The sequence below is a fragment of the Evtepia gabavorous genome (assembly GCF_003425665.1).
GTDB lineage: Bacteria > Bacillota > Clostridia > Oscillospirales > Oscillospiraceae > Evtepia > Evtepia gabavorous.
The window spans coordinates 34,173-59,786 of the sequence record NZ_QQRQ01000007.1 but is presented as its reverse complement, the minus strand read 5'-3'; the positions used below and the strand labels follow the sequence as shown (position 1 = coordinate 59,786).

Genomic DNA, 25,614 nt, shown 5'->3' with positions numbered 1-25,614 from the left:
TCCGGCAGGACCGCACACCGGCCTTTGAAGGACCTCTCATTCCTGTCTCACCGGCAGCCAGCTCAAAACCGGCAAACCCGCGGCACACGCGGCGTTCTGCTTAGTGCTGCTCGGTTCCCCGCCTGACACGGTTCACAGTGCTGCGTTGCGCAGGACCGATTTATCATCACCGCTTACCGGCAACTAACGAAACAAGAGGCCTCCGGGGGTCCGGGATTCATCCCTGCTACAGCGGATTGCAGGTACAGGGCACCGCTATCTCCCCGACTAGTGCGGCCATGCCCGACACCGATACGGTATCTGGCAGACTGTTGGCTTGTATTGTACATCATTTTCCCAAAAGAATCAAGAAGCTCTCTCAAAAATCTTTCACTTCTTTTTCTGTTTTTCACACAGGGCTTCTCTATTTCTCTCCCCGCCTCTAAAATTTTTCCGGTTTTTTCTTCAAAAAAGACTTTACTTTTTAAATTCTCCTGATATAATATAGTCTTGCTTAAAGCATTTGGGCCTGTAGCGCGGTTGGGAGCGCAAAGGGTTCGGTTTTCTGCCACACCTATAATTTCATATTGCTTTGTTTTCCTGTTCTGTTTTTGGAACTGTTGATTTGGGCCCGTAGCTCAGTCTGGGAGAGCGTACGGTTCGCATCCGTAAGGTCGAGGGTTCGATCCCCTTCGGGTCCACCAAAGAAGCACCGCAATTTTGATACAATGGGTATCAAGGTTGCGGTGCTTTCTTTTTGCCCAAAAGCCCTGATTTCAAGGGGTTTCTGGCTTTTATCAGTCCCAGCCTCCATCAGATAAAGCGATAGCCTGTTGCCTACCCAGTCTGCAAAGGCGCCGAGCAGTAGCGGCCAGCGTTTGATTTATGGGTATCGTTTAATTTGTGGGCTATCGTTTCATCTTTGCAGATTAAAAGGAATTCCAATAGAGCTTTAACTGGCAGAAAAATGTTCGTCCACAATCGTATTTAACTGAGTAGCAATTTCGGAGAATTCTTGATTCAAGTCAAGCGTTCGGACGCTAATCTTGTTGCCACTCATCTGGTAGCTGTTGTCCGGCTGAATAGCCTCATCCGTTGCGGCATAAAGGAGCATACCAGAAACCGTATGCGGTTTATCACCAAACCCTGTATCCTTGTTCTTGACGTAAGTGAAAATCTGATACAGATTGCCAGAGTGCAGTGTGTGGACATCGTACTGCGTCTGCGTCGTATGCGTATAGTATTTGGCGTCAATGATGAGAACCGTATCATCCTTGGTCAGCATGATGTCGCTCTGCATCACTGGCAGCATCGTCCCAATACCATCATCCAAAGCCCATGGGATTTGTGAGGCCGTTGTTGTCACCTGCGGACATTCTTTAGCATAGTATTCGAGGATGAACTTCTCGTACAGGCGGTTCATGCGCTGTTCATCTACGAAGGAAGCCAGCTTGTATTCTCCAGAGTCAGTCGTCAGAAGCATTCCTTCCAAAATGAGCTGGCACAGACTGATGAGCATACGGTAGGTATTGTTGTTCCTCTGGAACCGAATAGCCGACCAGCGGATCGTGGTTGGATCGATTGTGTCAACATTCGAGAAGAACAACATTTCCTTCTTTAAATCACTCTTGTATTCTTGATCTACCCGCGTGTGCCGGAGTAGAAGCATAACAGTCGTTTTGAGTATCTGATTTAGAAGGTTGTTTTCGGAAAGCTCGTCATACTCGCAGGTCAGTACCCGTTTCCTGGCGAGGCGATTCTGTATGGTTCCCGGTATATCGATTTTGCCACGAACATCAGCAACATCCTCTTTCCTGTTCAGGTACTCCCGATACAGACCCTGTTTCAACTGTCTGCTGATGCCCTTCGCCAGAATTGCGGCAAAAAGGTTGTGCATGTTCTCAAACTCTTCAGTGGCAATATCCTCATAGCCGCCTTGATTCAGTGTCGTGAAGGCATACGAAAGCATATAGTATATATTTTTTATGAAGATGCTCTTATCTTTAATCATTGAAACACACCTTGCAGAATGTTCTCCCAACGCTGGAGTTTATTGGCGTCGTCGAACCAGTATTCGCTGAGCATCGGAAGAATGTCATAGTCAACGATGGAGTGCAGCCATTCCTCGGTGCATACATCCCTGCCGCAGAAATAGCTGTGGCCGATGCAGAAGCCCTTACCCAACGACTTGTCAAGAGTGATCTCACGGTTCAGGTCCTTCACCTTGTTAATAAGTTCATTCAGCGTCTCGTTGTTCAGACCGTTCTGATAATGAATGAATCCCTCGGAATCGAAGCCCGGTTCCACCTCAAAGAAGCTGAAACGACGACGAAGCGCGTAGTCGATCATAGCAAGGCTACGGTCTGCCGTGTTCATCATGCCGATGATATAAAGATTCTTCGGCACTGAGAACGAGAGACCATTATAGGCCAGAGTCGCTTTTGTGCCTCTGTAGTCCTTTTCGATCAGCATCAGCAACTCACCGAAGATTTTACTCATGTTGCCACGGTTGATTTCGTCAATGATAAAGAAGAACTCCTTGTCCGGCTGGTTGGCAGCCCTCTGGCAGAAACGATAGAAAATACCGTACTTCAACTCAAAGCCGTCCTCGACCGGCTTATAGCCCATCATGAAGTCTTCGTAGGAATAGTTCTGGTGGAACTGTACGAACTCGATGCGGCTATCATCTTTTTCGCCCATCATGGACCACGCCAGACGTTTTGCGGCGAAAGTCTTACCAACACCGGGAGCACCCTGCAGAATGATGTTCTTCTTATTGCGGAGAACAGCCACAAGGTTCTCGTAGCGTTTTTCGGTCATGTACACTTCATCGAGGAAATCGCTCTTTGTGTAAGCATCAATGGAGGCTTCCTGCGCTGCCGGATTTTCCTCACGAATCAAATCGAAGATGAAGTCAAATTCGCCTCTGGTGAGCTTGAACAGGCTACCTTGCGGATTCTGAAAATACTCCATACGCTCCAGTTCCGGGCATCCTCTCAAGGTCGCATAATCAATCGGTGAAGTCAGGCCTTCGACCTTTTCAAAGAACAGCTTCTCGCCGTCCTGCTCTGCGCTGACGCGACCGATGGCGACGATCTGCTTCACCGGATTCGATTCATATCCGATGATCATATCCCCAGCCTTCGCATCAAGGAAGTTCTGGAAGATACGACGCTTATTTCCGTTCTCATTATAAAGTGTGTATGCCTGAACCTCGCCAACCGCAATGTCGGAAAAGCTCCAGATCTTTGGATTGGCATTCAGCCACCAATAGCCGTGATCCTGCTCTCCGGGAGCCGCTGCAACATACAATTCGATGCTACTTAGATCTACTTTATCAAGGGCTGCTGAAAGCTCGTCTCTTAACTTCCAAATAAAACTTCCATCCTCATCCTTTCCTGCGTCACGGCCTGTGTATAGGATTGTCCACCACTGTATAGAACCGTCCTCTCTGGCATTCGGGGTGATGCCGGTGGAATCGCATACCCGCCTTGCCAATGCAACAGAACCTGAATTATAGAAGTTCTTTGTCTCTCCATATTTCACGGCAAGCTGTGTGCAGGAAGCCACCCCACCGTAATCCTTCATACGTTTCATAATTTCAAGGGCACCGGTGGTAAAGACAGCTTCATCCTTCAGAAGTTTCAACCAGTCATCAACAGAAAGACCTGGGTCATAATCTGAACCATACCATTCTGTAGTCGCAGCAGCGGAAGCCTCTTTCTGAGAATAATATCTGCTAATGTAAAAACCGACATCGATCGTCAGCGTTTTCAGTTGCGGATCAGGATAGCAGGTGTCCGTAAGCTGAGATTGGAACAGGTTCACCAATTCCGTATCTTCTTTCAGCGCCACGCTGATCTCATCATACAGCTTCAGAAAATTCCGAATATTGTCGGCATAAGCACCTTTCTTAAATCGATAGTCCGATTCCAATTCGCTGGCGACTGTTTTTACTTCGCCGAATTTATAGATGTAGTATTTGTCTGGAAAACGAAGCCAAAGGTATGTGCTGATGGCATTTTCGTACTGATAGTGCTGTGCAGCTCCGTTTCCATACTTCTCCAGCAGAACAGTCGACTGCATTTTGAACGCATTGATTCGTTCGTACACATCTTTGCTTTCATCATACAGCGATAAAAACATGGCGCGCACTTCTTCAGGCGCAGATTTAGCAAAGCCAACAATCATGCCTTTCGGGAAATTGTTAGCAGACGCCAGCAGATTATAGGTCTTGTCCAGGGAGCGGTTTAACATTTCTGCAAAGTCAGGAGCATTCACATCCCAATTATCCTGGAACCACTTCACGGCTTCCCATTTATATTTTTCTTCGCCCCACAACTTTGAAACGAAATTCTGTTTGTACTGTACCAGTACCTCTGTCAAACGGAACTGCTCAAACATACAATCACCTCACTATGCGTCTCGTAAACTCTTATAGATTTCTTCGGAGAAGATACCCAAAACCTGCCGTTTCATCTCCTCATTGGAAAGCAGAAGGGAAAAGAAATCCTGGTTCTGGGACAACCCTTCGATGAGAGCATCGTCAATGTCATCAAAGTAGGAGAACTCGAAGTCTGTCTGCGTATTATTCTTTGCGCTGGTCTTAAGTCTCTCTGATTTCATCAGAATATCCCTGATCTGAAGCATGGCCTTGACCACCACATCGTTATCATAGGATTTTCCGGTGCGGCTGTTTATCTCATCAATGATCTCTGACAGCCGCTGCTCCTTGTCTTCCGTAAGGCCAAAGTGCTCGGCCGTGGGCAGTTTCATCACCGGCTTTGCCACCAGGTTTGGAGAAACGTGCTCTTCACCCTTCTTCTGAATAAAGTTGGATGCTTTAATTTTACCGTCAAGGTTAAAACCGGCACCAGGATGCTTGATATTGATGTACGCCAGCAGGTAAGCGATAAAGTTATACTTCTTGTGCAGTTCGACATCCTCAAAGCAAGACACCTGCAACAAGAACTCGTAGTAGCGGACAAAGCTGCGCATGGCCGCAACCGCTTCTCGCTGTTCCTCATACTCATAGTGATCCAGCAGCTTTTTGCTCTTTTGCAGGAAGAAGGTCAGCCGCTGCTTCTGCTTGCCGGTGACTTTTTCCGCATACAGGATCTCGTTTGCACTGTCGATATCCGCAGGATCAAATAGCGCATAGGCATCGATCTTGGCCTCCAGGTCGTAAATGGCGTTTGGCGTCACGGAATTTGACAGAAGCGTAGTCGTGTAATAAGGTGCAAATGCAGCTTTCATATCCTCATAGCTGTTCACGAAGTCCAAGACAAAAGTCTTTTTATCGTAAGGCGGGCAGATACGGTTCAAGCGTGAAAGCGTTTGGACCGCATTCACCCCACGCAGCTTTTTCAGCACATACATGGCGCATAGTTTCGGTTGATCGAATCCAGTCTGATACTTGTTTGCAACCAACAGCACCTGGTAGGCATCAGTATCAAATTCTTTTGTGAGCCGATCCTCCGGAAAGCCGTTCAGAAAAGCCTCTGTATATTCGGTTTCATCATCTGGGAGTTTCACTTTGCCAGAAAAAGCTACCAAGGCGTGGATGCCCTCATACCCTTTTTTCACTATGTAATCCTCAAACGCCTGACGATACTTCACGGCGGCTTGCCGAGAGGCGGTGATAACCATTGCCTTGGCCTGGCCACCCAGTTCCTGCATGACGGTGGTGCGGAAATGCTCTACAATGACCTCGATCCGCTGCGAGATATTGGTATCATGCAGCTCTACAAAGCGGGCGATTTGTCGCTTGGCTGCGTTGGTCTTACAGCGGGGATCATCCTCAATTTCCTTATTGATCTGGTAGAAGGTCGAGTATTCGGTGTAATTCTGCAATACATCCAAAATGAAACCTTCCTCGATGGCCTGCTTCATGGAGTAGACATGGAAAGCCTCCCGCTGACCTTTGGTGTTCAAGCGACCAAAGAGCTGAATGGTGGTAGGCTTCGGAGTGGCGGTAAAGGCGAACATGGACACATTGGCTTGTTTGCCGTTGCGCTTGATCTCGTCGGAGATCATGTCCTCCACATCGCCATCAAACTGCTCGCCGGAGCCCAGAGACATCGTAACAGCGGCCATATCCTTACCGGCGGTGGAGGAATGGGCCTCGTCAATGATGACGGCAAACCGCTTATTTTTCAGCCCCTTCACGCTGTCCACGATATACGGAAACTTCTGGATGGTAGTGGCAATGATTTTTGTGTTACCGTTGAGGGCAATCGCCAAATCAGTGGAATTACATTTATCGTCCATCACCCGGATCAGCCCGGCTTTATGTTCCATGCCCATAATGGCTTTCTGGAGCTGCCTGTCCACTACCACACGGTCGGTAACGATGATGACATTGTCGAAGATGATCTTATTGTCGGCATCGTGGAGCGAAGTCAGGCGGTGAGCCAACCAAGCGATGGAATTGGTCTTACCGGAACCGGCACTGTGCTGGATCAGATAATTCTGAGCGGTACGGTTTTCCCGAACATCGGCGAGGAGCTTACGGATGACATCCAGCTGGTGATAGCGCGGGAAGATGAGGTTCTCAGAACGCTTCACTTTGCCGGTTTCATCGTCCACCTTTTCCTTGACCTCTACAAAGATGAACTTGCTGATGAGGTCAAGCACGGTATCCTTGGTCAAAATATCCTCCCACATATATGACACGCTGTATCTGTCCTCAAAAGCCGGATTGCCCGCCCCGGCGGTCACACCTTCACCGTTGCCCATGTTGAAAGGCAGGAAGAAAGTGGCCTCGCCCGCCAGCTTGGTGGTCATGTAGACTTCTTCTAAATCCATCGCAAAGTTCACAAGACAGCCTGACTTAAACAGAAACAGACGGGTCTTAGGGTTGCGCTCGGTGCGGTACTGGTAAATAGCGTCCTGATAGGACTGTCCAGCGGTGTTGCATTTGAGCTCAAAGGAGATGATTGCAAGACCGTTCAGGAAAATGACCACATCGATCCGCTCTTTGTCGCTGGCCCAGACCTCCTCCATGACGGAGAAGATATTCTGCCCATACTTCTTCGTTAGCTCCGGGTTAAAGGTGGTGGCGGGCTTGGTGTACATCAGATCCAGTTGGCGGTTGGAGATCTCAATGCCGTGCTTCAGCACGTCAATCAGACTGCCCCTGGCCTTAGTCGTCTCTGCGTTGATAAAGCTGACGATGGTGTCCTCCAGGTCATCTTTGTATATCTTCCGCAGATAATCCATCGTGTCCGGCTGGGTGTCAGCCAGAAACTTCATTAGCATCTCTCGATCCATCGCAAACAGACGGTCGAAATGAGATGCCTTACGGATGACATAGCCGTTGTCTGCCAGCCGCTCCAGGAGGAATTTCTGATAGTCTTTTTCAGATAACACATTATTCACCGCAGGACACCTCCTTTTTTCCGGTCACATACTCATAGATGAGAGATTTCTTGTAAGCCTCCAATGTGGAGAGCTGTTCTTGTTTTTGGGCGATAGTGTCATCAATCTCAGCACATTTCGCATCAAGGTGGTCCGCAATAGCTACCTGTTCGTCATACGATGGCTCAAATACCATCAATCGGGAAAACTCAGAATAGTTTAATCCCTGACGCACACCATTGCCCATGTTGTAAAACACCTTCATAACATCATAGGCATGGAGCAGAAAGTGAAAATATCTCGAATCTACTTCCTTGATTGGACACAGGTCAATATACGCCGATGTAATAATACCGTGTTCCTTAACCAGGCCAGTACGCAGGCTACGCTTATCATTCTGTAAGTCAGTCGGGCGGATGATGATGTCTCCAGCTTCAACAATATTGTAGGTGTTGAAGCTTTCAGGAAGCAAACCGTCACTGGTATTGATGTCCTTGCGGATAACTCTGCCATAACTCAGAGACAGCAAGTTATCTTCCACGCCGAATCTGTTCTTGTTCTTTCTCTCGCCGAAGTAGGTATACACAGGATGCAGAGGCCAATGTGCCGGTATCATCCCCACCCACGCAATCCCACTATCCTTCATCTCCACATCCGGCTCCAGCCCCTTGGTCACAGCCTCGGTGATGACGGAGCGCTTGTACTGCTCCAGAGTGTCGATTTGAGTCTGAATGTCGGCGGTGAGGGCGTCGATTTCGGCGCATTTGGCATCGAGGTAATCAGCAATTCGGTTTTGTTCCTCTTCCGGCGGTAACGTAATCGGCAGTTGGATGAAATTGGCCCATCGCATTGCCTGTCCATCACGTACAAGATTTGATGTGCTACTTAACGCATCAACATAGTTACTTGATTTGAAAAACCATTTATAATATCTCGGCACACGAATTGTTTTGTGAGGAATCAGCATTACATACGCAGAACTAATGCTACCAGTCTTCTCGCTATATTCCAGTCCGCCTTGAAAGCTTCTCATGTGTATTACAAAGTCCCCGGCACATACGAGCTTTAAAATATCAAAATCCTTTTGAACTGTAACGATATTTGCACCTGTTCGCTCCACATATTCAGACTGAGTAATGACTCCATATTTTTGCGAGGCGGTAAGCTGTACCATTCCTTGTGGTGCACGATCTTTCCTCTGTGTGAAGTGATATTTCGGGTTATCAATCTTCCAATCGACAGGAATCAGCCCTATCCAGTTAACTCCACTATCTTTCATCTTTCTCATACTACCACCACCTCACTCAAACAGCTTCGTCACACGCTTCGACACCGAAAGCTCCAGCTCCATAAATTTGGCTTCCAGTTCCTCGCTGGGCACTGGCTGCTGATATTTGTAGAAGTAGCGGGTGAAGGGGATCTCCGCACCGGTCTTGACCACCGGCTTCTTGGCTCCCAGATTCTCCTCAAAGAACCACTGGGCGTCCGGGATATGGGGCAGCACCTCGCGGGCCATGTAGTCCTTGATGTCCTCCTCCCACTTGACGATTTCCGTATCCTTGGTCTCCTTATCATAGAGAATATTTCCCTTGCGGTCCCGCTGAATTTCGGCGGACTTGTCCATCGCAGATAGCCCGTCTGCGATCTTCTCCAGCAGCTTCTTGTCCGCGGTCACATTGGCAAGCGCACGAGTCAGCACCGGCATGAATGCCGCCGGGGAGAGATAGATTTCATCCGATACAGCTTCTTTCAGTGCAGCGATAATGGCTTCATAGACCGGCTGATTGTGCTGGTAGTTTTCCAACTTCTTTAAATCCTTGCCGGTCGGCTCCTCCATATTTTCTATCTCATCGACCTTCGCCTGGTCATACAGGGAGGACAGCGACCCCTTGGACAACATCGCTTCCATGCGCTCCGCCGTAATGGCATAGCTGCGCTGGAGAGGCTGCATCACTACATACTCCCGGTAGATGAACTCCTCGTTGGGATAAATTTTGCAATATTCGTTCTCCGCGAAGTCCGCATACAGCTTGGTAATGGCGGTGCGGTCTTCGGGAGAGATTTCGTTTTTCTTGTCACCTAGGGCCTTGCGCAGCTTCTTGAAAAAGCTGGAGGCGTCGATTAGCTGGACCTTTCCTTTGCGTTTGGGGCGCTTGTTCTTGGAAAGCACCCAGATATAGGTGGCAATGCCTGTGTTGTAAAACAGATCCACCGGCAGGGCGATGATCGCCTCAATCAAATCGTTTTCCAGCATCCAGCGGCGGATCTGGCTTTCGCCGGAAGATGTGCCGCCGGAAAACAGTGGACTGCCGTTTTCAATGATGGCGGCACGGCCCAAATGCTCATCCATTTTGTCTACGGCAGACTGCAGAAACAGCATCTGCATATCGCCAGAGCCCGGCAGACCTGCGCCCCAGCGTCCGTCAAAGCCTTTCTTGTACTCGTCCTGAACCGCCTGTTCCACACCCTCGGCAGCGTCCTTGCCGCCCCACGGGGTTCCAAACGGCGGATTTTCGATAACAAAGCGCATTTTCGTGCCCTTAAAGCGGTCGGCCTTCATGGTGTCCTGGTAGCAGATATTTTCGGCGTTCTGCCCCTTAATCATCATCTCGGCCAGGCAGATGGCATAGGACTCCGGGTTGATTTCCTGACCGAACAGACGCACATCGGCAGAGGGATTGTAGCGCTTGATGAAATTATAGCTGGTGGAGAGCATACCACCCGTGCCACACGCCTGATCCAATACGGTGATGACCTTTCCGTCATCAAAGATATCATCACAGCCTTCCGCCAGCAGGATGTTGACCATCAGCTTGATGATGTCCCTGCCGGTGTAGTGGTCGCCAGCTTCCGCATTTTCAGAAAATCTGCGGATTAGGTCTTCAAATATGTAGCCCATCTTCACGTTGTCGATGGTGTGCGGATCGAGATCCAACTCAGAGAACGCCTTTACCACAGAGAGCAACCGATTGTTCTTGTCCATCTTGTCGATCTGCTTGTCAAAATCCAGGCTGCGGATAATATCCTGAATATTGGCAGAGAAGCCCTGGATGTATGCCTTAAAGTTGGCCGCCAGGTGGTCGGAGTCGTTGACCAGCTCTGCAAGATCAAACTCACTGGTATTGTAGAACTGGAATCCGGACAGACGGTACATCGCTTTCGCCGGATAATTTGGATTCGCCTTATAGGTCTCCACGACCTTGGCCTTCGTGGGCGCAAGAGCGCACTCAAAGCGGCGGATGATGACCATCGGAATGATGACATCCTTGTATTTATCGCTCTGATATGTACCACGCAGCTTATTGGCGATGGACCATATAAAATTCACCTCTGTAGAAACGTCTACCGGAGAATCGTCCCACATTGCATCGATTATCTTTTTATCAGCCATGCTGGTTACCTCGCTTTTCATTCGGCAGAGCTTTGCTGCCTTATCATACATACTCATCCGTCTAAAATGATCAGGACTCGATCCTTTTGCCAGTCATCATTTTGTAGTGCTGGATTTGACCGAGGGCATCGAAGATCATCTTGAAGACCCTCTTATAAGCCTCAACATCCTCGCAATCCTCCACATAGTTCAGCCCGTCACTGATGCCGTTAGGATTGTTGATATAGGCCAGCAAAGAAGACGCCAGCTGGTAGTCGGTCATATCCGGCTTCTCACCCTCGACCTGTTTAATGAACTTATTCCGATGTTCATCCAGCACAATCTCGCGAAGATCGCTTCCTTCATAGCCGCAAAGCTGTAGGAAATAATATTCCAGAATACGTCGCATCACGTTTAATGCCGGAATTGTAGACTGGAGGTCACGAAGCTCGTCCCATAAAGCAGCATAGGAGTTCTGAACCGGATTATAATTCTCCTCTTCAGACGGAATCTCCTTGCTCTGCCGCTTACAGAGTTTGATGGTGGAAATGTTGTCGTTTTTCCGAATCATGTAGAAAGACGTACAGTTATAATATCCAACCTGCTGATAAGTGACTTCACGGTGGAAATACACGTTATGCGTCAGCACGAACAGCTGCTTGATGTAGTCGCCTGGAACTTTCGGATTCAGGTACTCGGTATTGTTCCGGCAGACGTTGACCATCTCACGGACGATTGCACTGACGAGGAACAAGGCTGTGCTATCCATGCTGGATACCGGATCATCGATAACGACGATCTTCTCTTTGATTTCCTCGCTGCTCATGCTGCCACGAACCTGATGGTAGAAGTACAGGAATGCGATGAAGTTACGCTCGCCTTCACTGAGGTTTTCGGCCACGGAGCCATCCTCGCGGATAACCTCATATACATTTTCTACACCGGTCTTGGCACGAATGCCGAAGCCTTGGAAACCGGAGTCCCGCAGGATTTTATTGATACTATCAATGGCCGCTTCAGTGTTTGCATTATGCTTGTTCAGGGCAGAAATCTCTGTGGTAAGATCTCCAATTTCCTTTTTGAGCTTCTTTCCACGCTCTGTGACGTCCTCGATTTCCTTCTGGAGACGAGCCACTTCGTCCTGGTAACTTTTCACATCAGCGGCAAGCATGAACGCAAGATACTGCATGATTTCCGTCTTGCACTTCGTCTTACTGGACCGCTTAGCAGAAACAACATCGTTGTTTGCCTTGATCTGCTTATTGATCTCATCGATCATGGCACCGATCTCAAGCAGGAGCGTGTCAGTGTCCTCAAGTGAGATAGTCTTCGAAGGCTCTTTGACCTTTTCAGCTATACGCTGGCGATTGATTTCAAAGTTGCTCTCCAGCAAGGCGAGTTTTTCCTGATAAGCCATCAGATCAATCGTCGGCATAACGTCGCTGGCATTTGCCTGAATCGCCCGGACAATCTCTCTGGTCTCTCTTTCATATATAGTCTGGAACTGACCAAGATCACGAATGTCCTGCTGGTACTGAGCGTCAAATGTAGCAGCTATATCTGCCTCAAAGTTCGCAGGGAGCCTCTGCTGGCAGTACGGGCATTTTCCGCCAGCTGCACCAGCATAATGGGTATGGCCATCACGAACCCAGTCAGAAGCAGTGTCACCAAGGGCCTTCATGAATTTTGCGAAAGGCGTATCGCTGCTACTGACAATCATCCTGTCGAGCAGATCCTTTCCGGGGAGGCTACCGTAGGTGGTAGCAGCTGCTTTTTTGAACTCTGGATACGCTCTGGCCGAATCATCGAAGGCAACGTCATAAAGACGCTCCAACTCTGCCAGATCGTGGTCAATCGGTTTCACTTCACCGAGAACGGCTTCTGCAAAGTTCTTTTTCTGCTTCTTACCGTCCATGCACTTTTCAAAGCGACGACGAATACTGGCCGTCTTAGAAAAGCATGTGTCCTGGAACTGCGTCAGTGCAGATGCGAGACCGTCTGACTTCTTTTTGTACTCATCAAGCGCGGTCTGACGAGCATCCATTTTCTGCTTTTTCTGATTTGTGAGTTCAGCGATTTTCTTTTTGGCCTCGATATCCTCTTCACCAAAGATAAAGACGCCTTTGAGATCACCGTAATTTACAAAGTTGTCGTTGATGAAATCCTGATTATAAACGAGCACATCAAAGTCGTCGACGGTTTTGCCATCGGCCCAGACAACACCATCATCCTCTGCTATAGCATGGGCGATAGAAGATTTCCCTGCACCGTTATTACCATAGAAAAAGTTGACGAATGTGAGTCCGTCTATCAAGACATCTGTAAAGGTTGCTCTATTGAGCGTAATATTCGCAATTGCCGAAGGAACCTTACGTTGCATCCGTTTTTCACCCTCCTATTTCCATATCTAATCTCACTCCTGAATTTTCCCTTCGCGAACCCATTCATCCACTTCGGAAATTTTAAATTTATATCGTTTACCGGCCCTGTACACGGGCAGCTTTCCTTCTTTTATCCATGTGCGAACTGTATCTTGACTAATGCTTAGATGCTCAGCCACATCTTCCAGATTAACCCACTTCTCAACTTGCATTTCTTCATATTCGCGGCTCATCGTGTTACCTCCATTTTTGCATAACCGTGAAGCTTAAAGTTTGAATACTCTGTATCCTGCTTTTTCAAGAACCTCCACCAGATTAATTCGCTTGATTGCCCAATGCGTCCGACTGAGTTCGTTATAAGCCTTTGCACCGCCAATGCATAGATCTGCAGCAAGGTCTATCAAGACCTGCTGAGGCAGTGCATTCAGTTTGGTGAAATATATTTTGATTCCATTATCCTGCACTTTTATATCCGTCACATAACCGTAATAGGCCATGTGATCGGGATCGGTTTTTGTGAAATTATGATTCTCACTACAAAACAGTGCTGGAAAAGTCTTAACAATCTCAATCGCCTCTGGAGTAAGTGCGGCACACCGTGCCTTCATCTCGTCCGACGTGCTTTCTGTTAAAGCCCGATTCTTTGGAACAATGAATGTTGGGCCGTCATATTGCTCGGTTCCGAGGACAAAGAAATTGAAACAGTCATAGTTGAATGTGACACCTTGTCCAACGACAGTTCCACCGGCTGGCTGGGCGCCTTGCATAATGAGCACCGTCTGATTTGTAGTGGCGTCGTAGTGTTGAACATACGCAATCTGTGTACTATCGTTTCCGTACTGATTCAGGTTTGCCTGAATCGGCTGCTGCGGCCGGCCCGGTTGAGGAAGATTGTTGCCAATCTTCGCAATCTGTGTATCATCGCTCATAGGCTCAATCCTCCTTCTTACCGCCATAGTAATTCTCAACATGGCCTATCTGTGTACCGTTGTTGCCATACTGGTTGAAATTAAATACGAAGGGATTGTTTACGGTCTGTTGGACCGACTGTTTTTGTTCATCCTCAATGATGACAGTCTCGACCGGCTCAGCATCCGTCGTTGGCTTATCTACAGTATCCACTAAATAGGTAATCAGACCTTCCAGAATTCCTTCGCCCATGTGAGCTGTATATTTTCTTTGACCTCCGCCTGTAGATGGACACCATGCATCATAGGTCTTCTTGCCGATGCTGTTGTCCTTTCGGTTTACAACAACATAATGCCAAATGCCAAGTAGGAACGATGGGAGGCATACTTCCTTAAGGTCGCCAAGTGCGGCCTTTTTCTTTTTCTCTCCATTTGGCTCGACAAAGAACTCGTCCCCAGCCTGGATGGTTTGATCCTGTTGGACCAAATCGATGAGCGCTCGTACAAGATTGACGTCCTTATGTACCACCTCACTTATATCAAGGAAGTCATTCACGAATCCGATCATTCGATTTAGAACGGATTGATAGGCCGTTCTCACTTTGGAATCAAATGCCGATATTACCTGTTCATCATCAAAAGGCAGGTATGTGCTGTTCGATATTTTGCAGGCTTTGTAGTTGTTCGCTGTGACTTTCAGATTCTCCTTGCCGGGATCTGTGTAATCTGGATTGATTACCTTAATCAGACCCACCAGCACTTCTGGATCGGATAGGCCATCGCTATCACCAGAATAATGTTCTCTCGCTTTCATTCGTTGCCGGAGGGCTTGCAACACCAACGTGAAGAAAGTGCCTCCGCACAGGCGAGGATATTCGTTTGTTGTCACAAGTTGTTCCTCCAAATCTCAGACATCTTTCAAGATAACAGAAACCTATTGCATTAGGAAGTCCATATCAAACCCAACTAATTCATATTATATCGCAAGAAATACAAAAATACAATCTCTTCCTGTGCTCGTATGACCATGAGCACAGGAAGTTTCTGCTTTCGACCTAATTAACCTTACCAACTATGGCGGCTGACGCTATAAACGATTAGATATGCCCTGTGAAAACCTCAAGGCCATTTGTTGGATTTCGCAAAGTTGTAAGTCGTTGAGGTGAGGCCGTGATAAGTCGATTGACAACCAATATTTGAAAATGAGCCAAAGGCTCCCGTTAAAAAAAACGGCGAGTTTTTTGGCCTTTTGTGGTGCCCTTTTCTCGTCGGGAAAGGGCATTCACTATGTTTGCGTACCGCTACCATTTTTCTGACGGAGAAACTGTTTCTATCGAAATCCCCGATGATTGGGGCGAGATCCTCATTGACTTGGACCGCCAGGAGTACAACAACGATCATAAGGAGACCCGCCGGCATTACTCGCTGGAGGGCAAGGTCTACGAGGGCATGGACTACGCCGTAGAGGATTCCGGCTTAGAAGCTCTCTTTGCCGGCCCCACCGATGAGGAGCGGCTCCACGCCGCAATCCGGCAGCTCTCCCCCGACCAGCAGGAAATGGTCCGGGCCATCTATTTTGAAAACGTGAGCGTCAACGACTACGCCGCCCGGACGGGCGTGACGCAGTCCGCCATTTCCCACCGTTTGCAGACCGTGAAAAAGAAATTGAAAAAACTTCTGGGCTGACCCTCATATTCGGCCTTTCTCCTGGCCGTATGTCGGAAGGAGCAAGAAAAGCAGCCTTCCAGAAAGGATGAACGCCATGAGGCACAAGCTGAAGATCAGCGTGTCCAAGGAGCCGCAGAACGGCGGGGTGGTCAGATGCCGCAGTGTGACCCTGCGGGAGAAGATGCTCACCCGGCTCCTGGGCCGCAAAGAGCGGGTGATGATCCTCATTCCCGGCAACACCGTGGAATCCCTGGACATCACCGAGCTGTCGGAGGGAGGTGCGGCCTGTGAGTAAGATCAAACTCCTCCTGGATGTGGTGGAGGATATGCGCTCCCTCGCCGACAGTCTCCAGTCGTTGGCGGACGCCATGACCCAGGGAGAAGCCCCGGAAGCCGAGCCGGTACAGAAGGCCGCTCCGTCTCCTCCCAAGGAGCCGGCGGTCACGCTGGAGCAGGTTCGGGCGGTGCTGGCTGAAAAAAGCCATGACGGGAAGACCGAAGCGGTCCGGGAACTGCTGCAGAAGTACGGCGCTCCGAAGTTGTCGTCGGTGGACCCCAAGCACTACCCGGCTCTGCTGAAGGATGCGGAGGTGCTCTGATGCCGCCCTCCAAACACGCTGTTCTCTCTGCCAGCGGCGCCCATCGATGGCTCCACTGCAACCCCTCGGCGCGGCTGGAGCTGGAGTTCGCCGACCGGGAGACGGAAGCCGCAGCCGAAGGCACCGCTGCTCACGCTCTGGCTGAGCACAAGCTCAAAAAGGCACTGAAGCTGCGTTCCCGGAAGCCCGTCAGCCCATATGACTGCGATGAAATGGACGCCTATACCGATGGGTATGTGGAGTTTGTGCTGGAACAGCTGGAGGAAGCCAAGGCGCTCTGCGCCGACCCTCTTGTCCTCATTGAACAGCGGCTGGACTTCTCCTGCTATGTGCCGGACGGCTTCGGCACCGGCGACTGCCTGATCGTGGCGGACAAGCTCCTGCACATCATCGATTTCAAGTACGGGCAGGGCGTCCTGGTAGACGCAGAGGAAAATCCCCAGATGATGCTGTACGCCCTGGGCGCGCTCCGACAGTTCGACCATCTCTATGACATTACCCAGGTTGACATGAGCATCTACCAGCCCCGCCGAGAGAACGTGTCCACCTGGACCATCTCCGTGGAGCAGCTCATGGAGTGGGTGGAACACACCCTCAAGACTAAAGCGGAAATGGCCTACCAGGGTGAAGGGGACTATGTTCCTGGCCCCTGGTGTACCTTCTGCAAGGCGGCGGTGAAGTGCCGCGCCAGAGCGGAAGCCAAGCTCCAGCTCGCCAAGTACGAGTTCGCCATGCCGCCGCTCCTCACCGATGCGGAGATCGAGGACATACTCTCCCGTCTGCCCGGCCTGACCAAGTGGGCCGGCGAAATCGAAGCCTACGCCCAGGACGCCGCCATCCACCACGGCAAGGTGTGGCACGGATTCAAGCTGGTGGAGAGCCGCACCAACCGCAAGTACACAGATGAGGAAGCCGTGATCCGCGCCGCCAACGCCGCCGGGTACCACGACATCTTCAAGAAGACCCTCATCCCCATCACCGAGATGGAGAAGCTCATGGGCAAAAAGGCCTTTGCCGAGGTGCTCGGTAGCCTGGTCGAAAAGCCCAAGGGCAGGCCGACCCTGGTTCCGGTATCCGACAGGCGTCCGGCCATCAGCACGATGGATGCCGCCCAAGAATTTACTGAAATTACGGAGGTATAACGATATGTCTGTCAATCACAAGAACCCGACCAAGGTGGTCACCGGTGTTGTCCGCCTGTCCTACGCCAACGTTTGGGAGCCGGCTTCCATCAACGGAAGCAACCCCAAGTACAGCGTTTCCCTCATCATCCCCAAGACCGACACCAAGACCATCGATGCCATCAACGCCGCCGTGGACGCCGCCATCAAGGACGGAGCCGCCAAGTTCGGCGGGAAGATCCCCAACAAGGCCGCGCTGAAGCTCCCCCTGCGGGACGGTGATCTGGAGCGGGACGATGAAGCCTACAAGGGCGCCTACTTCGTGAACGCCAACAGCACCACCGCACCCCAGATTGTGGACCGCTCCGTGCAGCCCATCCTGGACCGCGCCGAGGTCTACTCCGGCTGCTACGCCCGTGTGTCCATCAACTTCTACGCCTTCAACTCCAACGGCAACCGCAGCATCGCCTGCGGCCTGGGCAACATCCAGAAGGTGCGGGACGGTGAACCTCTGGGTGGTCGTTCCTCTGCCGCTGATGACTTCTCCACCGATTTCGATGACGATTTCCTTTCCTAACAACCATCCGGCGAGGGTGGCGGAGGGCGACCTCTGCCGCCCTTACGTTGCGGGAAAGGAGATCCTATGAAAACGCTATCCATCGATATTGAAACCTTTTCCCCGGAGCCGCTGGCCAAGTGCGGCGTGTACCGCTACTGCCAGGTCCCGGAGTTTGAAGTGCTGCTGTTCGGCTATTCCGTGGACAGCGGCCCCGTCCGGGTGGTGGATCTCACCATCGGCGAACGCATCCCCGCCGATGTGCTGGCTGCGCTGACAGACCCTGCGGTGTCCAAGTGGGCCTTCAACGCACAGTTCGAGCGGGTGTGTCTCTCCCGGCACCTGGGGTACCCTGTCGGACAATACCTGGACCCCGACTCCTGGTACTGCACCATGGTGTGGTCTGCTACCCTGGGTCTGCCCCTCTCTCTGGAGGGGGCCGGCGCCGTGCTGGGCCTGGAGAAGCAGAAACTCAAGGAGGGCAAAGACCTGGTGCGCTATTTCTGCACACCGGCGAAGGCCAGGGATGGCTCCACCTTTCGCCGCCTTCCTACAGACGCGCCGGAGAAGTGGGCCGCCTTCAAAGCCTACAACCTCCGGGATGTAGAGACGGAGATGTCCATCCAGCAGAGACTGTCCCGTTTCCCGGTCTCCCAGGAGGAGTGGGAGAACTACCATCTCGACCAGCGCATCAACGACCGGGGCATTCTGCTGGACCGCACCCTGGTGACCCAGGCCATCCGTTGTGACGAGCGGTTCAAGCGCACCCATCTGGAACAGGCCCGCTCGGTCACCGGGCTGGAGAACCCCAACAGCCCCGCCCAGCTCAAAGCGTGGCTGGCGGAAAAGGGTGTGGAAGCCGAGTCCCTCTCCAAAGCATCCGTACTGGAACTTCTGTTCCATGCGGAGGGCGAGGTGGAGCTGGCCCTGTCCCTGCGGCAGGAGCTGGCCAAAAGCAGCGTCAAGAAATACACCGCCATGGAGTCGGTGGTCTGTCCGGATGACCGCGCCCGTGGGCTGATCCAGTTTTACGGAGCCAACCGAACCGGCAGATTTGCCGGGCGGCTCATCCAGGTGCAGAACCTTCCGCAGAACCATCTGCCCGATCTGAAACAGGCCAGGACACTGGTGCGGGACGGGCGCTTTGACGCCGTGGAGCTGCTCTACGATTCCGTCCCGCTGGTGCTTTCCGAACTGATTCGCACCGCCTTTATCCCCAAGCCGGGATGCCGCTTCTTCGTGGCGGACTTTTCGGCCATCGAAGCGCGGGTCATCGCCTGGATCGCCGGAGAGCAGTGGCGGCAGGAGGTGTTCGCCCAGGGCGGTGACATCTACTGCGCTTCGGCCAGCCAGATGTTCCATGTCCCCGTGGTCAAACACGGCGTTAACGGCCATCTCCGGCAGAAGGGCAAAATCGCGGAGCTGGCCCTGGGCTACGGCGGCTCGGTGGGGACGCTGAAAGCCATGGGCGCTCTGAACTACGGCCTGACCGAGGAAGAGCTGAAGCCCTTGGTGGACGCATGGCGGCAGTCCAACCCCCGGATCGTGAAGTTCTGGTGGGATGTAGACCGCGCCGCCGCTACCTGCGTCCGGGACAGAGTTCCCGCCGAGACGCACGGCATCCGCTTCTTCTACCAAAGCGGCATGATGTTCATCGCGCTCCCCTCCGGCAGAAAGCTGGTGTATGTGAAGCCCAAGATGGGCGTCAACCGCTATGGCAGCGAGTCCGTCACCTACGAGGGTGTGGGCGAACAGAAAAAGTGGCTGCGACTGGAGAGCTACGGCCCCAAATTTGTGGAGAACATCGTCCAGGCCACCGCCCGCGACATCCTGGTGGAAGCCATGCGCCGGCTGGAAGCGGCGGGGTACTCAATCGTCATGCACGTCCATGACGAAGCGGTCATCGAAGCTCCGGCGGACGCATCCCTGGATGACATCTGCGCTATCATGGGCCAGACCCCCGCCTGGGCGGAAGGGCTGCTGCTCCGGGCAGACGGTTATGTCTGCGACTTTTATCAGAAAGACTGAGGTGACCCTTATGGGAATCAACAAATTCAACTGTGAGGGCTACTACGACCCTACGGCCTACGAAGCCCTGACCCGGATTGAGAACGAGGCGCGCAAGCTCCGCTCCTTCCGTCCGGTCGTGTATATCTGCTCACCGCTCTCCGGGGATCTGGAGGGCAACCAGGAAAAGGCGGTGCGCTACTGCCGCTTCGCCGTGGACGCCGGGTATATCCCAATCGCGCCCCATCTGTACTTTCCCCAGTTCATGGATGACGCCAACCCCAGGGAGCGGGATCTGGCCCTGTTCATGGACATCGTTCTGCTCACCAAATGCGCCGAGCTGTGGGTGTTCGGGGACACCGTCTCCAAAGGCATGAGCATCGAGATCGAGAAGGCCAGGCGCAAAGGCCAGACCATCCGCTATTTCACGGAGAACTGCCAGGAGGTGTCCGTATGAAAATCGCTGTAGGCAACAGCCGCATGGATAAGAAGTGGAAGAACCGGGACATCTCCTGGGAAGACCTGTGCGCCAGGGTCGGCTCCACCATCCGCACCACGGAGACCGTGGAGGAATACCGCAAGCTGAAGAAGGGCGCCCAGGACAACATCAAGGACGTGGGCGGCTTCGTGGGCGGTCAGCTCCGGGAGGGGAGGCGCAAGAACGGCATGGTACTCTGCCGCTCCATGCTCACCCTGGATATGGACTACGGCAAACCTGGGGTCTGGGACGAGATCGACCTGCTCCACGACTTTCAGTGCTGCGTCTACTCCACCCATAAACACACGCCGGAGCATCCCCGGCTGCGGATGATCATCCCCTTGGCCCGCGATATCACCGAGGAGGAGTATCCGGCTGTGGCCCGGATGGTAGCCAAGGAGATCGGCATCGACCTGTTTGACGATACCACCTATGAAGCCTGCCGCCTGATGTACTGGCCTTCCACCTCCGCAAACGGCGAGTTCTTCTACAAAACCAAGGAAGGCCCGCTGTTGGACCCGGACGCCTATCTCGCCAAGTACGCCGATTGGCACGACGCCTCCACCTGGCCGGTTTCCTCTCGCCAGTCCGAAGCGGTGCGCCGGAGCATCACCCAGCAGGCCGACCCTCTGGAAAAGACCGGTATCGTGGGCGCTTTCTGCCGCGCCTACACCATTGAGGAAGCCATTGAAGCCTTCCTCACCGATGTCTACGAACCGTCCGCTATGAATGGGCGCTATGACTACATCCCCGCAGACTCCGCCGCCGGCGTAGTGGTGTACGATGGGAAGTTTGCCTACAGCCACCACGCCACCGATCCGGTCTGCGGAAAGCTGTTAAACGCCTTCGACCTGGTGCGGCTCCACAAATTCCGGGAGCTGGACGAAAACGTGGGGCTGGACACCCCGCCGGGCAAGCTACCCTCCTTCAAAGCCATGAGCGACCTTGCCCTGGCGGACGATAAGGTCAAAGCGGTCTTCGCCGAGGAGCGCATCGCCCAGGCCAGCGCCGAGTTTTCCGATGAGGACTGGCAGAACGGCCTGGAGCTGGACAAGTCCGGCCATGTGAAGAACACCCTGCACAACCTGACCCTCATTCTGGAGAACGACCCCAACCTCAAGGGCGTGGTGTTCAACCAGCTCCTGGACGGGATGGAGATCAAGGGCGAGGTGCCCTGGAAGCATCCCTCCAAGTTCTGGCGGGACGCCGATGACGCCCAGCTTATCAGCTATGTGGACGCCCACTACGGCACCTTCTCCGCACGGAACTACGACATCGCCGTGACCAAAGTGGCGGATGACCGGGCCTATCATCCCATTCGGGAGTTCATCGAAAGTCTGCCGGAATGGGATAAGGTTCCCCGCGTGGACACCCTGCTGGTGGACTATCTGGGCGCCGGCAACACCGCCTATGTCCGGGCGGTGACCCGGAAGACCCTCTGCGCCGCCATCAGCCGGGTGCTGCGTCCGGGCTGCAAGTTCGACTCCATGCTGGTGCTCAACGGTCCCCAGGGTGTGGGCAAGAGCACCCTCATCGCCAAGCTGGCCGGAGAGTGGTTTTCGGACAGCCTGAACCTGGGCGACACCAAGGACAAAACCGCCGCCGAGAAGCTCCAGGGGTACTGGATCTTGGAGATCGGTGAGCTGGCCGGGCTGAAGAAGGCTGAGGTGGAGACCCTGCGCTCCTTTCTCTCCCGGCAGAACGACATCTACCGGGCGGCGTTCGGCAAACGGGCCACGCCCCATCTGCGCCAGTGCGTGTTCTTCGGCACCACTAACGCCGAGTCCGGGTATCTGCGGGACACCACCGGCAACCGCCGCTTCTGGCCGGTCAAGACCCCCGGCAGCGGAAAGAAGCAGTCCTGGAACCTGACCCACGAGGAGATCCTCCAGATCTGGGCGGAAGCTCTCATGTATGTGCGGCAGGGTGAGAAGCTCTACCTCTCTCCCGAAATGGACGCGCTGGCCAAGGATGAGCAGCGGGAAGCCATGGAGTCCGATGAGCGCGAGGGGCTGGTGCGGGAATATATGGACACCCTTCTGCCGGAACGCTGGGCGGAGATGGACCTCTTTGAACGCCGCAATTTCCTCGCCGGCTCCGACTTCGGCAACTTGCAGGAAAAGGGGACGGTGAAGCGCACCAGTGTGTCCAACATGGAGATCTGGTGCGAGTGCTTCGGCAAGGAACGGGCCAACCTGCGTCGCACTGACAGCAATGAGCTGACGGGTATCCTGGCGCGGCTGGGCTGGAAACGGGCGGAGAGCAAGGTGCGCATCCCCCTCTACGGGCCGCAGTACGTCTTTGTTCCGAAGGGGTGTTCCCAATGAAGAGACGCTCAGGCACAAATTTCGGGAACAAGTTCCCAGGGGCAGCGTTCCTGTGTTCCCAACATTTATTATATATCGAAAGATAAAGGAAATAAGGGTCATCAGCACGCGAAACACGCATATACGCGCATAAGGGGATTTTTCGGTTCCCGGAACACAGGAGGCCAATATGCGGGAGAAAGCCATTGAAGCCAAACTGGTGAAGGCCGTCCGAATCATGGGCGGTCTCGCACCCAAGTTTGTAAGTCCAGGGTTTGATGGAGTGCCAGACCGCCTGGTGCTCCTCCCCAAGGGGAAAATCGCCTTCATTGAGCTGAAATCGCCGGGCAAGGCGCTCCGGCCTTTGCAGATAAGGCGGAAGCAGCAGTTGGAAGCGCTGGGCTTTCCGGTGTACCGCATCGACAGCCCAGAGCAGATTGGAGGGATACTGGATGAAATACAGTCCTCATAAATACCAGACCTACGCCACGGACTTCATCCTGGAGCATCCCGTTTCGGCGGTGTTCCTGGACATGGGCCTTGGCAAGAGCGTCATTACCCTGACCGCCATCTTCGACCTCTGTCTGGACAGCTTCCTGGTTCGCAAGGTGCTGGTCATCGCCCCGCTCCGCGTGGCTGCGGACACCTGGCCCGGTGAAATCGAGAAGTGGGACCACCTGCGAGGGCTTACCTACTCGGTCGCGGTCGGCAGCGAAGCCCAGCGCAAGGCGGCGCTCCTGCAGAGGGCCAGTGTGTACATCATCAACCGGGAGAACGTCCAGTGGCTGGTGGAGGACAGCGGGCTACCTTTCGACTATGACATGGTGGTCATCGATGAGCTGTCCTCCTTCAAAAGCTACCAGGCTAAGCGGTTCCGCGCTCTGCTGAAGGTGCGGCCCGGCGTGAAGCGCATCGTGGGCCTGACCGGCACCCCCTCCTCAAACGGACTCATGGATTTATGGGCGGAGTTCCGGGTGCTGGACATGGGCAGACGCCTGGGTCGGTTCATCACCCGGTACCGCAGCGCCTACTTCCAGCCGGACAAGCGCAACGCCCAGGTGGTGTTCTCCTACAAGCCCCTGCCGGGAGCCGAGGACGCCATCTATGAGCGGATCTCCGACATCACCATCTCCATGCGGGCCGGCGACTATTTGGATATGCCGGAATGCGTGGTCAACGAGGTCAAGGTCGACCTCTCCGAAAAGGAGCGGCAATCCTACGACACCATGAGGGCGGAGCTGGTGCTCTCCCTGAACGGTGAAGAGGTGGACGCCGGGAACGCGGCAGCTCTGGCGAACAAGCTTTCCCAGATGGCCAACGGCGCGGTGTACGGGGAGGACAAGCGGGTGCTCCGGCTACACGACCGCAAGCTGGACGCCCTGGAGGACCTCATCGAAGCCGCTAACGGCAAGCCCGTCCTGGTGGCCTACTCTGGTTCAAGCACGACCTGGAGCGCATCCGGGAGCGGTTCACCGTCCGGGAGATCAAGACCAGCCGGGATATCGCCGATTGGAACCAGGGCAAGATCCCGGTGGCGGTCATCCACCCGGCGTCCGCCGGCCATGGGCTGAACCTGCAGTCCGGCGGTTCCACCCTGGTCTGGTTCGGGCTGACCTGGTCGCTGGAGCTTTACCAGCAGACCAACGCCCGGCTCTGGCGGCAGGGGCAGAAAGACACAACTGTGGTCATCCATCACATTATCACGAAGAACACCATTGATGAGCGGATCATGTCCGCCCTTCAAAAGAAGGAACGGGCGCAGTCGGCTCTGATCAACGCAGTCAAAGCGGATCTGGAGGTGCGAAAATGACAGCGAAAGAATATTTATCCCAAGCCCGGCTTCTGGACGCCCGGATCAACGCCAAAATCCAGCAGGTCGCGGCTCTCAATGATTTGGCCACCCATGCCACGGCCACCCTTACGGGGATGCCGCGCAACCCCAACCGCTCCGAGTCCCGGATGGCGGAAGCGGTGGTCAAGATCGTGGATTTGCAGAACGAGATCAACCACGACATCGATGAACTGGTGGATTTGAAGCGGGAAATCACCCGCCGGGTGAAATCCATCCCCAACGCCGAGTACCAGCTCCTTCTGGAGAAGCGGTATCTGTGCTTCATGCCCTGGGAAAAAATCGCCGTGGACATGGGCTACTCTATCCAGCACATCTACCGTCTCCACGACTGGGCGCTGCGGGAATTTCCCGTCCCCAGGAAACATGAGAGTTCGATGTATTGAATGAGAGTGCCGCCCCGTGGTACCATTATAATTGCCAAAAGAATCAAGCGAAGCCATCGTGGGGCCACCCCTGCGGTGGCTTTTCTTATGCCCGGAAGGAGGTGGAATGGTGCCCACAAAGCCAAAGCGCCCCTGTTCGTACCCCGGCTGTCCCAAGCTGACGGACGGCAGGTTCTGCGAGGAGCACGCCAAGGCGGAAGCTAAACGCTACGAGAAGTACGACCGTGACCCGGCTGTACGCCGTAGGTATGGCCGCGCCTGGAAGCGCATCCGCGACCGGTACATCCAGGAGCACCCGCTGTGCGAGCTGTGCCAGCGGGATGGCAGGCTGACTCCCGCTGAGGAGGTGCATCACAAGGTACCTCTTTCCGAGGGTGGCACACACGCACGGGACAACCTCGTTGCCCTCTGTAAATCCTGTCACGCCAGAATCCACGCCCAACGCGGGGATCGCTGGCACAGAAAAAATGGAGACCACCCCGAAGGGTAGTCTCCAATATGGCGGAGCGGGCAGGATTCGAACCTGCTATGGGCACTTGTTAAGGTTTCTCACATTTCCCCTGCGGAGTCCACAGTTACAACGAGGCCACTCCGTGCGCGCCGCATACCACCGTGTTATACCCGTTTACCATCGCGAGTTCCCCCTT

Annotated in this window: 20 protein-coding genes, 1 tRNA gene, 1 other RNA gene and 1 pseudogene; 13 read left to right on the top strand and 10 right to left on the bottom strand. The window is 53.2% G+C overall.

Annotated elements, in window-relative coordinates; translation table 11 throughout:
- Positions 1-10: 10 nt before the first annotated feature.
- An RNA gene (ffs, locus tag DV520_RS05895) (signal recognition particle sRNA large type) lies at positions 11-276 on the bottom strand.
- Between the two features lie 330 nt (positions 277-606).
- Here ffs and DV520_RS05890 point away from each other — a divergent pair.
- Positions 607-683 (top strand) — tRNA-Ala (locus tag DV520_RS05890).
- A 248-nt stretch (positions 684-931) separates the two neighbouring features.
- Here DV520_RS05890 and mcrC read toward each other — a convergent pair.
- The 9 genes from mcrC to DV520_RS05845 all read right to left on the bottom strand — a co-directional run bounded on the left by mcrC (position 932) and on the right by DV520_RS05845 (position 14,886).
- A complete protein-coding gene (gene mcrC, locus DV520_RS05885) occupies positions 932-1,990 on the bottom strand; it encodes a 5-methylcytosine-specific restriction endonuclease system specificity protein McrC (RefSeq protein ID WP_117142115.1) in 1,059 nt (352 codons plus the stop codon).
- Positions 1,987-4,383 (bottom strand): AAA family ATPase, encoded by a 2,397-nt coding sequence (locus DV520_RS05880; RefSeq protein WP_117142114.1) that lies wholly within the window; start codon positions 4,381-4,383, stop codon positions 1,987-1,989. Before DV520_RS05880 ends, mcrC begins: the two co-directional genes overlap by 4 nt.
- Before the next feature lie 12 nt (positions 4,384-4,395).
- Complete coding sequence (locus tag DV520_RS05875; protein WP_117142113.1) at positions 4,396-7,359, bottom strand: type I restriction endonuclease subunit R; 2,964 nt, start codon at positions 7,357-7,359, stop codon at positions 4,396-4,398.
- The gene (locus tag DV520_RS05870; RefSeq protein ID WP_117142112.1) at positions 7,352-8,626 is read right to left on the bottom strand and encodes a restriction endonuclease subunit S domain-containing protein; all 1,275 of its coding nucleotides are present in this window, start codon (positions 8,624-8,626) and stop codon (positions 7,352-7,354) included. Before DV520_RS05870 ends, DV520_RS05875 begins: the two co-directional genes overlap by 8 nt.
- A gap of 12 nt (positions 8,627-8,638) precedes the next feature.
- Complete coding sequence (locus DV520_RS05865) at positions 8,639-10,729, bottom strand: type I restriction-modification system subunit M (protein WP_117142157.1); 2,091 nt, start codon at positions 10,727-10,729, stop codon at positions 8,639-8,641.
- Positions 10,730-10,799: 70 nt separating this feature from the next.
- A complete protein-coding gene (locus DV520_RS05860; RefSeq protein ID WP_117142111.1) occupies positions 10,800-13,088 on the bottom strand; it encodes an AAA family ATPase in 2,289 nt (762 codons plus the stop codon).
- A 33-nt stretch (positions 13,089-13,121) separates the two neighbouring features.
- Positions 13,122-13,322, bottom strand: coding sequence for a helix-turn-helix domain-containing protein (locus DV520_RS05855; RefSeq protein WP_117142110.1), 201 nt, complete (start codon positions 13,320-13,322; stop codon positions 13,122-13,124).
- Between the two features lie 33 nt (positions 13,323-13,355).
- Positions 13,356-14,018 carry a hypothetical protein gene (locus DV520_RS05850; protein ID WP_117142109.1) on the bottom strand — a complete coding sequence of 221 codons (663 nt, stop codon included), beginning with the start codon at positions 14,016-14,018 and terminating at the stop codon, positions 13,356-13,358.
- Between the two features lie 4 nt (positions 14,019-14,022).
- Positions 14,023-14,886 carry a hypothetical protein gene (locus tag DV520_RS05845; protein ID WP_117142108.1) on the bottom strand — a complete coding sequence of 288 codons (864 nt, stop codon included), beginning with the start codon at positions 14,884-14,886 and terminating at the stop codon, positions 14,023-14,025.
- A 398-nt stretch (positions 14,887-15,284) separates the two neighbouring features.
- On the opposite strand from DV520_RS05845, the gene DV520_RS05840 reads away from it, so the two are divergent.
- The 12 genes and pseudogenes from DV520_RS05840 (at position 15,285) to DV520_RS05785 (ending at position 25,457) form a co-directional block, all read left to right on the top strand.
- Positions 15,285-15,683 (top strand): sigma factor-like helix-turn-helix DNA-binding protein, encoded by a 399-nt coding sequence (locus DV520_RS05840; protein WP_117142107.1) that lies wholly within the window; start codon positions 15,285-15,287, stop codon positions 15,681-15,683.
- 76 nt (positions 15,684-15,759) lie between these two features.
- Positions 15,760-15,960: a hypothetical protein gene (locus DV520_RS05835; RefSeq protein ID WP_117142106.1), complete on the top strand. Its 201-nt coding sequence runs from the start codon at positions 15,760-15,762 to the stop codon at positions 15,958-15,960.
- Entirely contained in the window at positions 15,953-16,264 is a 312-nt protein-coding gene (locus tag DV520_RS05830; protein ID WP_117142105.1) for an rRNA biogenesis protein rrp5, read from the top strand. Before DV520_RS05835 ends, DV520_RS05830 begins: the two co-directional genes overlap by 8 nt.
- The gene (locus tag DV520_RS05825) at positions 16,264-17,406 is read left to right on the top strand and encodes a DUF2800 domain-containing protein (protein ID WP_117142104.1); all 1,143 of its coding nucleotides are present in this window, start codon (positions 16,264-16,266) and stop codon (positions 17,404-17,406) included. The genes DV520_RS05830 and DV520_RS05825 overlap by 1 nt, the downstream gene beginning before the upstream one ends.
- 4 nt (positions 17,407-17,410) lie before the next feature.
- Positions 17,411-17,962 (top strand): DUF2815 family protein, encoded by a 552-nt coding sequence (locus DV520_RS05820; RefSeq protein ID WP_117142103.1) that lies wholly within the window; start codon positions 17,411-17,413, stop codon positions 17,960-17,962.
- A 66-nt stretch (positions 17,963-18,028) separates the two neighbouring features.
- A complete protein-coding gene (locus DV520_RS05815) occupies positions 18,029-19,969 on the top strand; it encodes a DNA polymerase (protein ID WP_117142102.1) in 1,941 nt (646 codons plus the stop codon).
- A 10-nt stretch (positions 19,970-19,979) separates the two neighbouring features.
- Positions 19,980-20,405, top strand: a complete 426-nt coding sequence (locus DV520_RS05810; protein ID WP_117142156.1) for a DUF7768 domain-containing protein — start codon at positions 19,980-19,982, stop codon at positions 20,403-20,405.
- The gene (locus DV520_RS05805) at positions 20,402-22,753 is read left to right on the top strand and encodes a virulence-associated E family protein (protein WP_117142101.1); all 2,352 of its coding nucleotides are present in this window, start codon (positions 20,402-20,404) and stop codon (positions 22,751-22,753) included. The genes DV520_RS05810 and DV520_RS05805 overlap by 4 nt, the downstream gene beginning before the upstream one ends.
- A gap of 169 nt (positions 22,754-22,922) precedes the next feature.
- Positions 22,923-23,204 carry a VRR-NUC domain-containing protein gene (locus DV520_RS05800; RefSeq protein ID WP_117142100.1) on the top strand — a complete coding sequence of 94 codons (282 nt, stop codon included), beginning with the start codon at positions 22,923-22,925 and terminating at the stop codon, positions 23,202-23,204.
- Positions 23,185-24,542, top strand: a pseudogene (locus DV520_RS05795) (SNF2-related protein). Before DV520_RS05800 ends, DV520_RS05795 begins: the two are co-directional and overlap by 20 nt.
- Positions 24,539-24,967, top strand: a complete 429-nt coding sequence (locus DV520_RS05790) for a DUF1492 domain-containing protein (protein WP_117142099.1) — start codon at positions 24,539-24,541, stop codon at positions 24,965-24,967. Before DV520_RS05795 ends, DV520_RS05790 begins: the two are co-directional and overlap by 4 nt.
- 109 nt (positions 24,968-25,076) lie before the next feature.
- Positions 25,077-25,457 carry an HNH endonuclease gene (locus tag DV520_RS05785; protein ID WP_117142155.1) on the top strand — a complete coding sequence of 127 codons (381 nt, stop codon included), beginning with the start codon at positions 25,077-25,079 and terminating at the stop codon, positions 25,455-25,457.
- Positions 25,458-25,614: the final 157 nt, after the last annotated feature.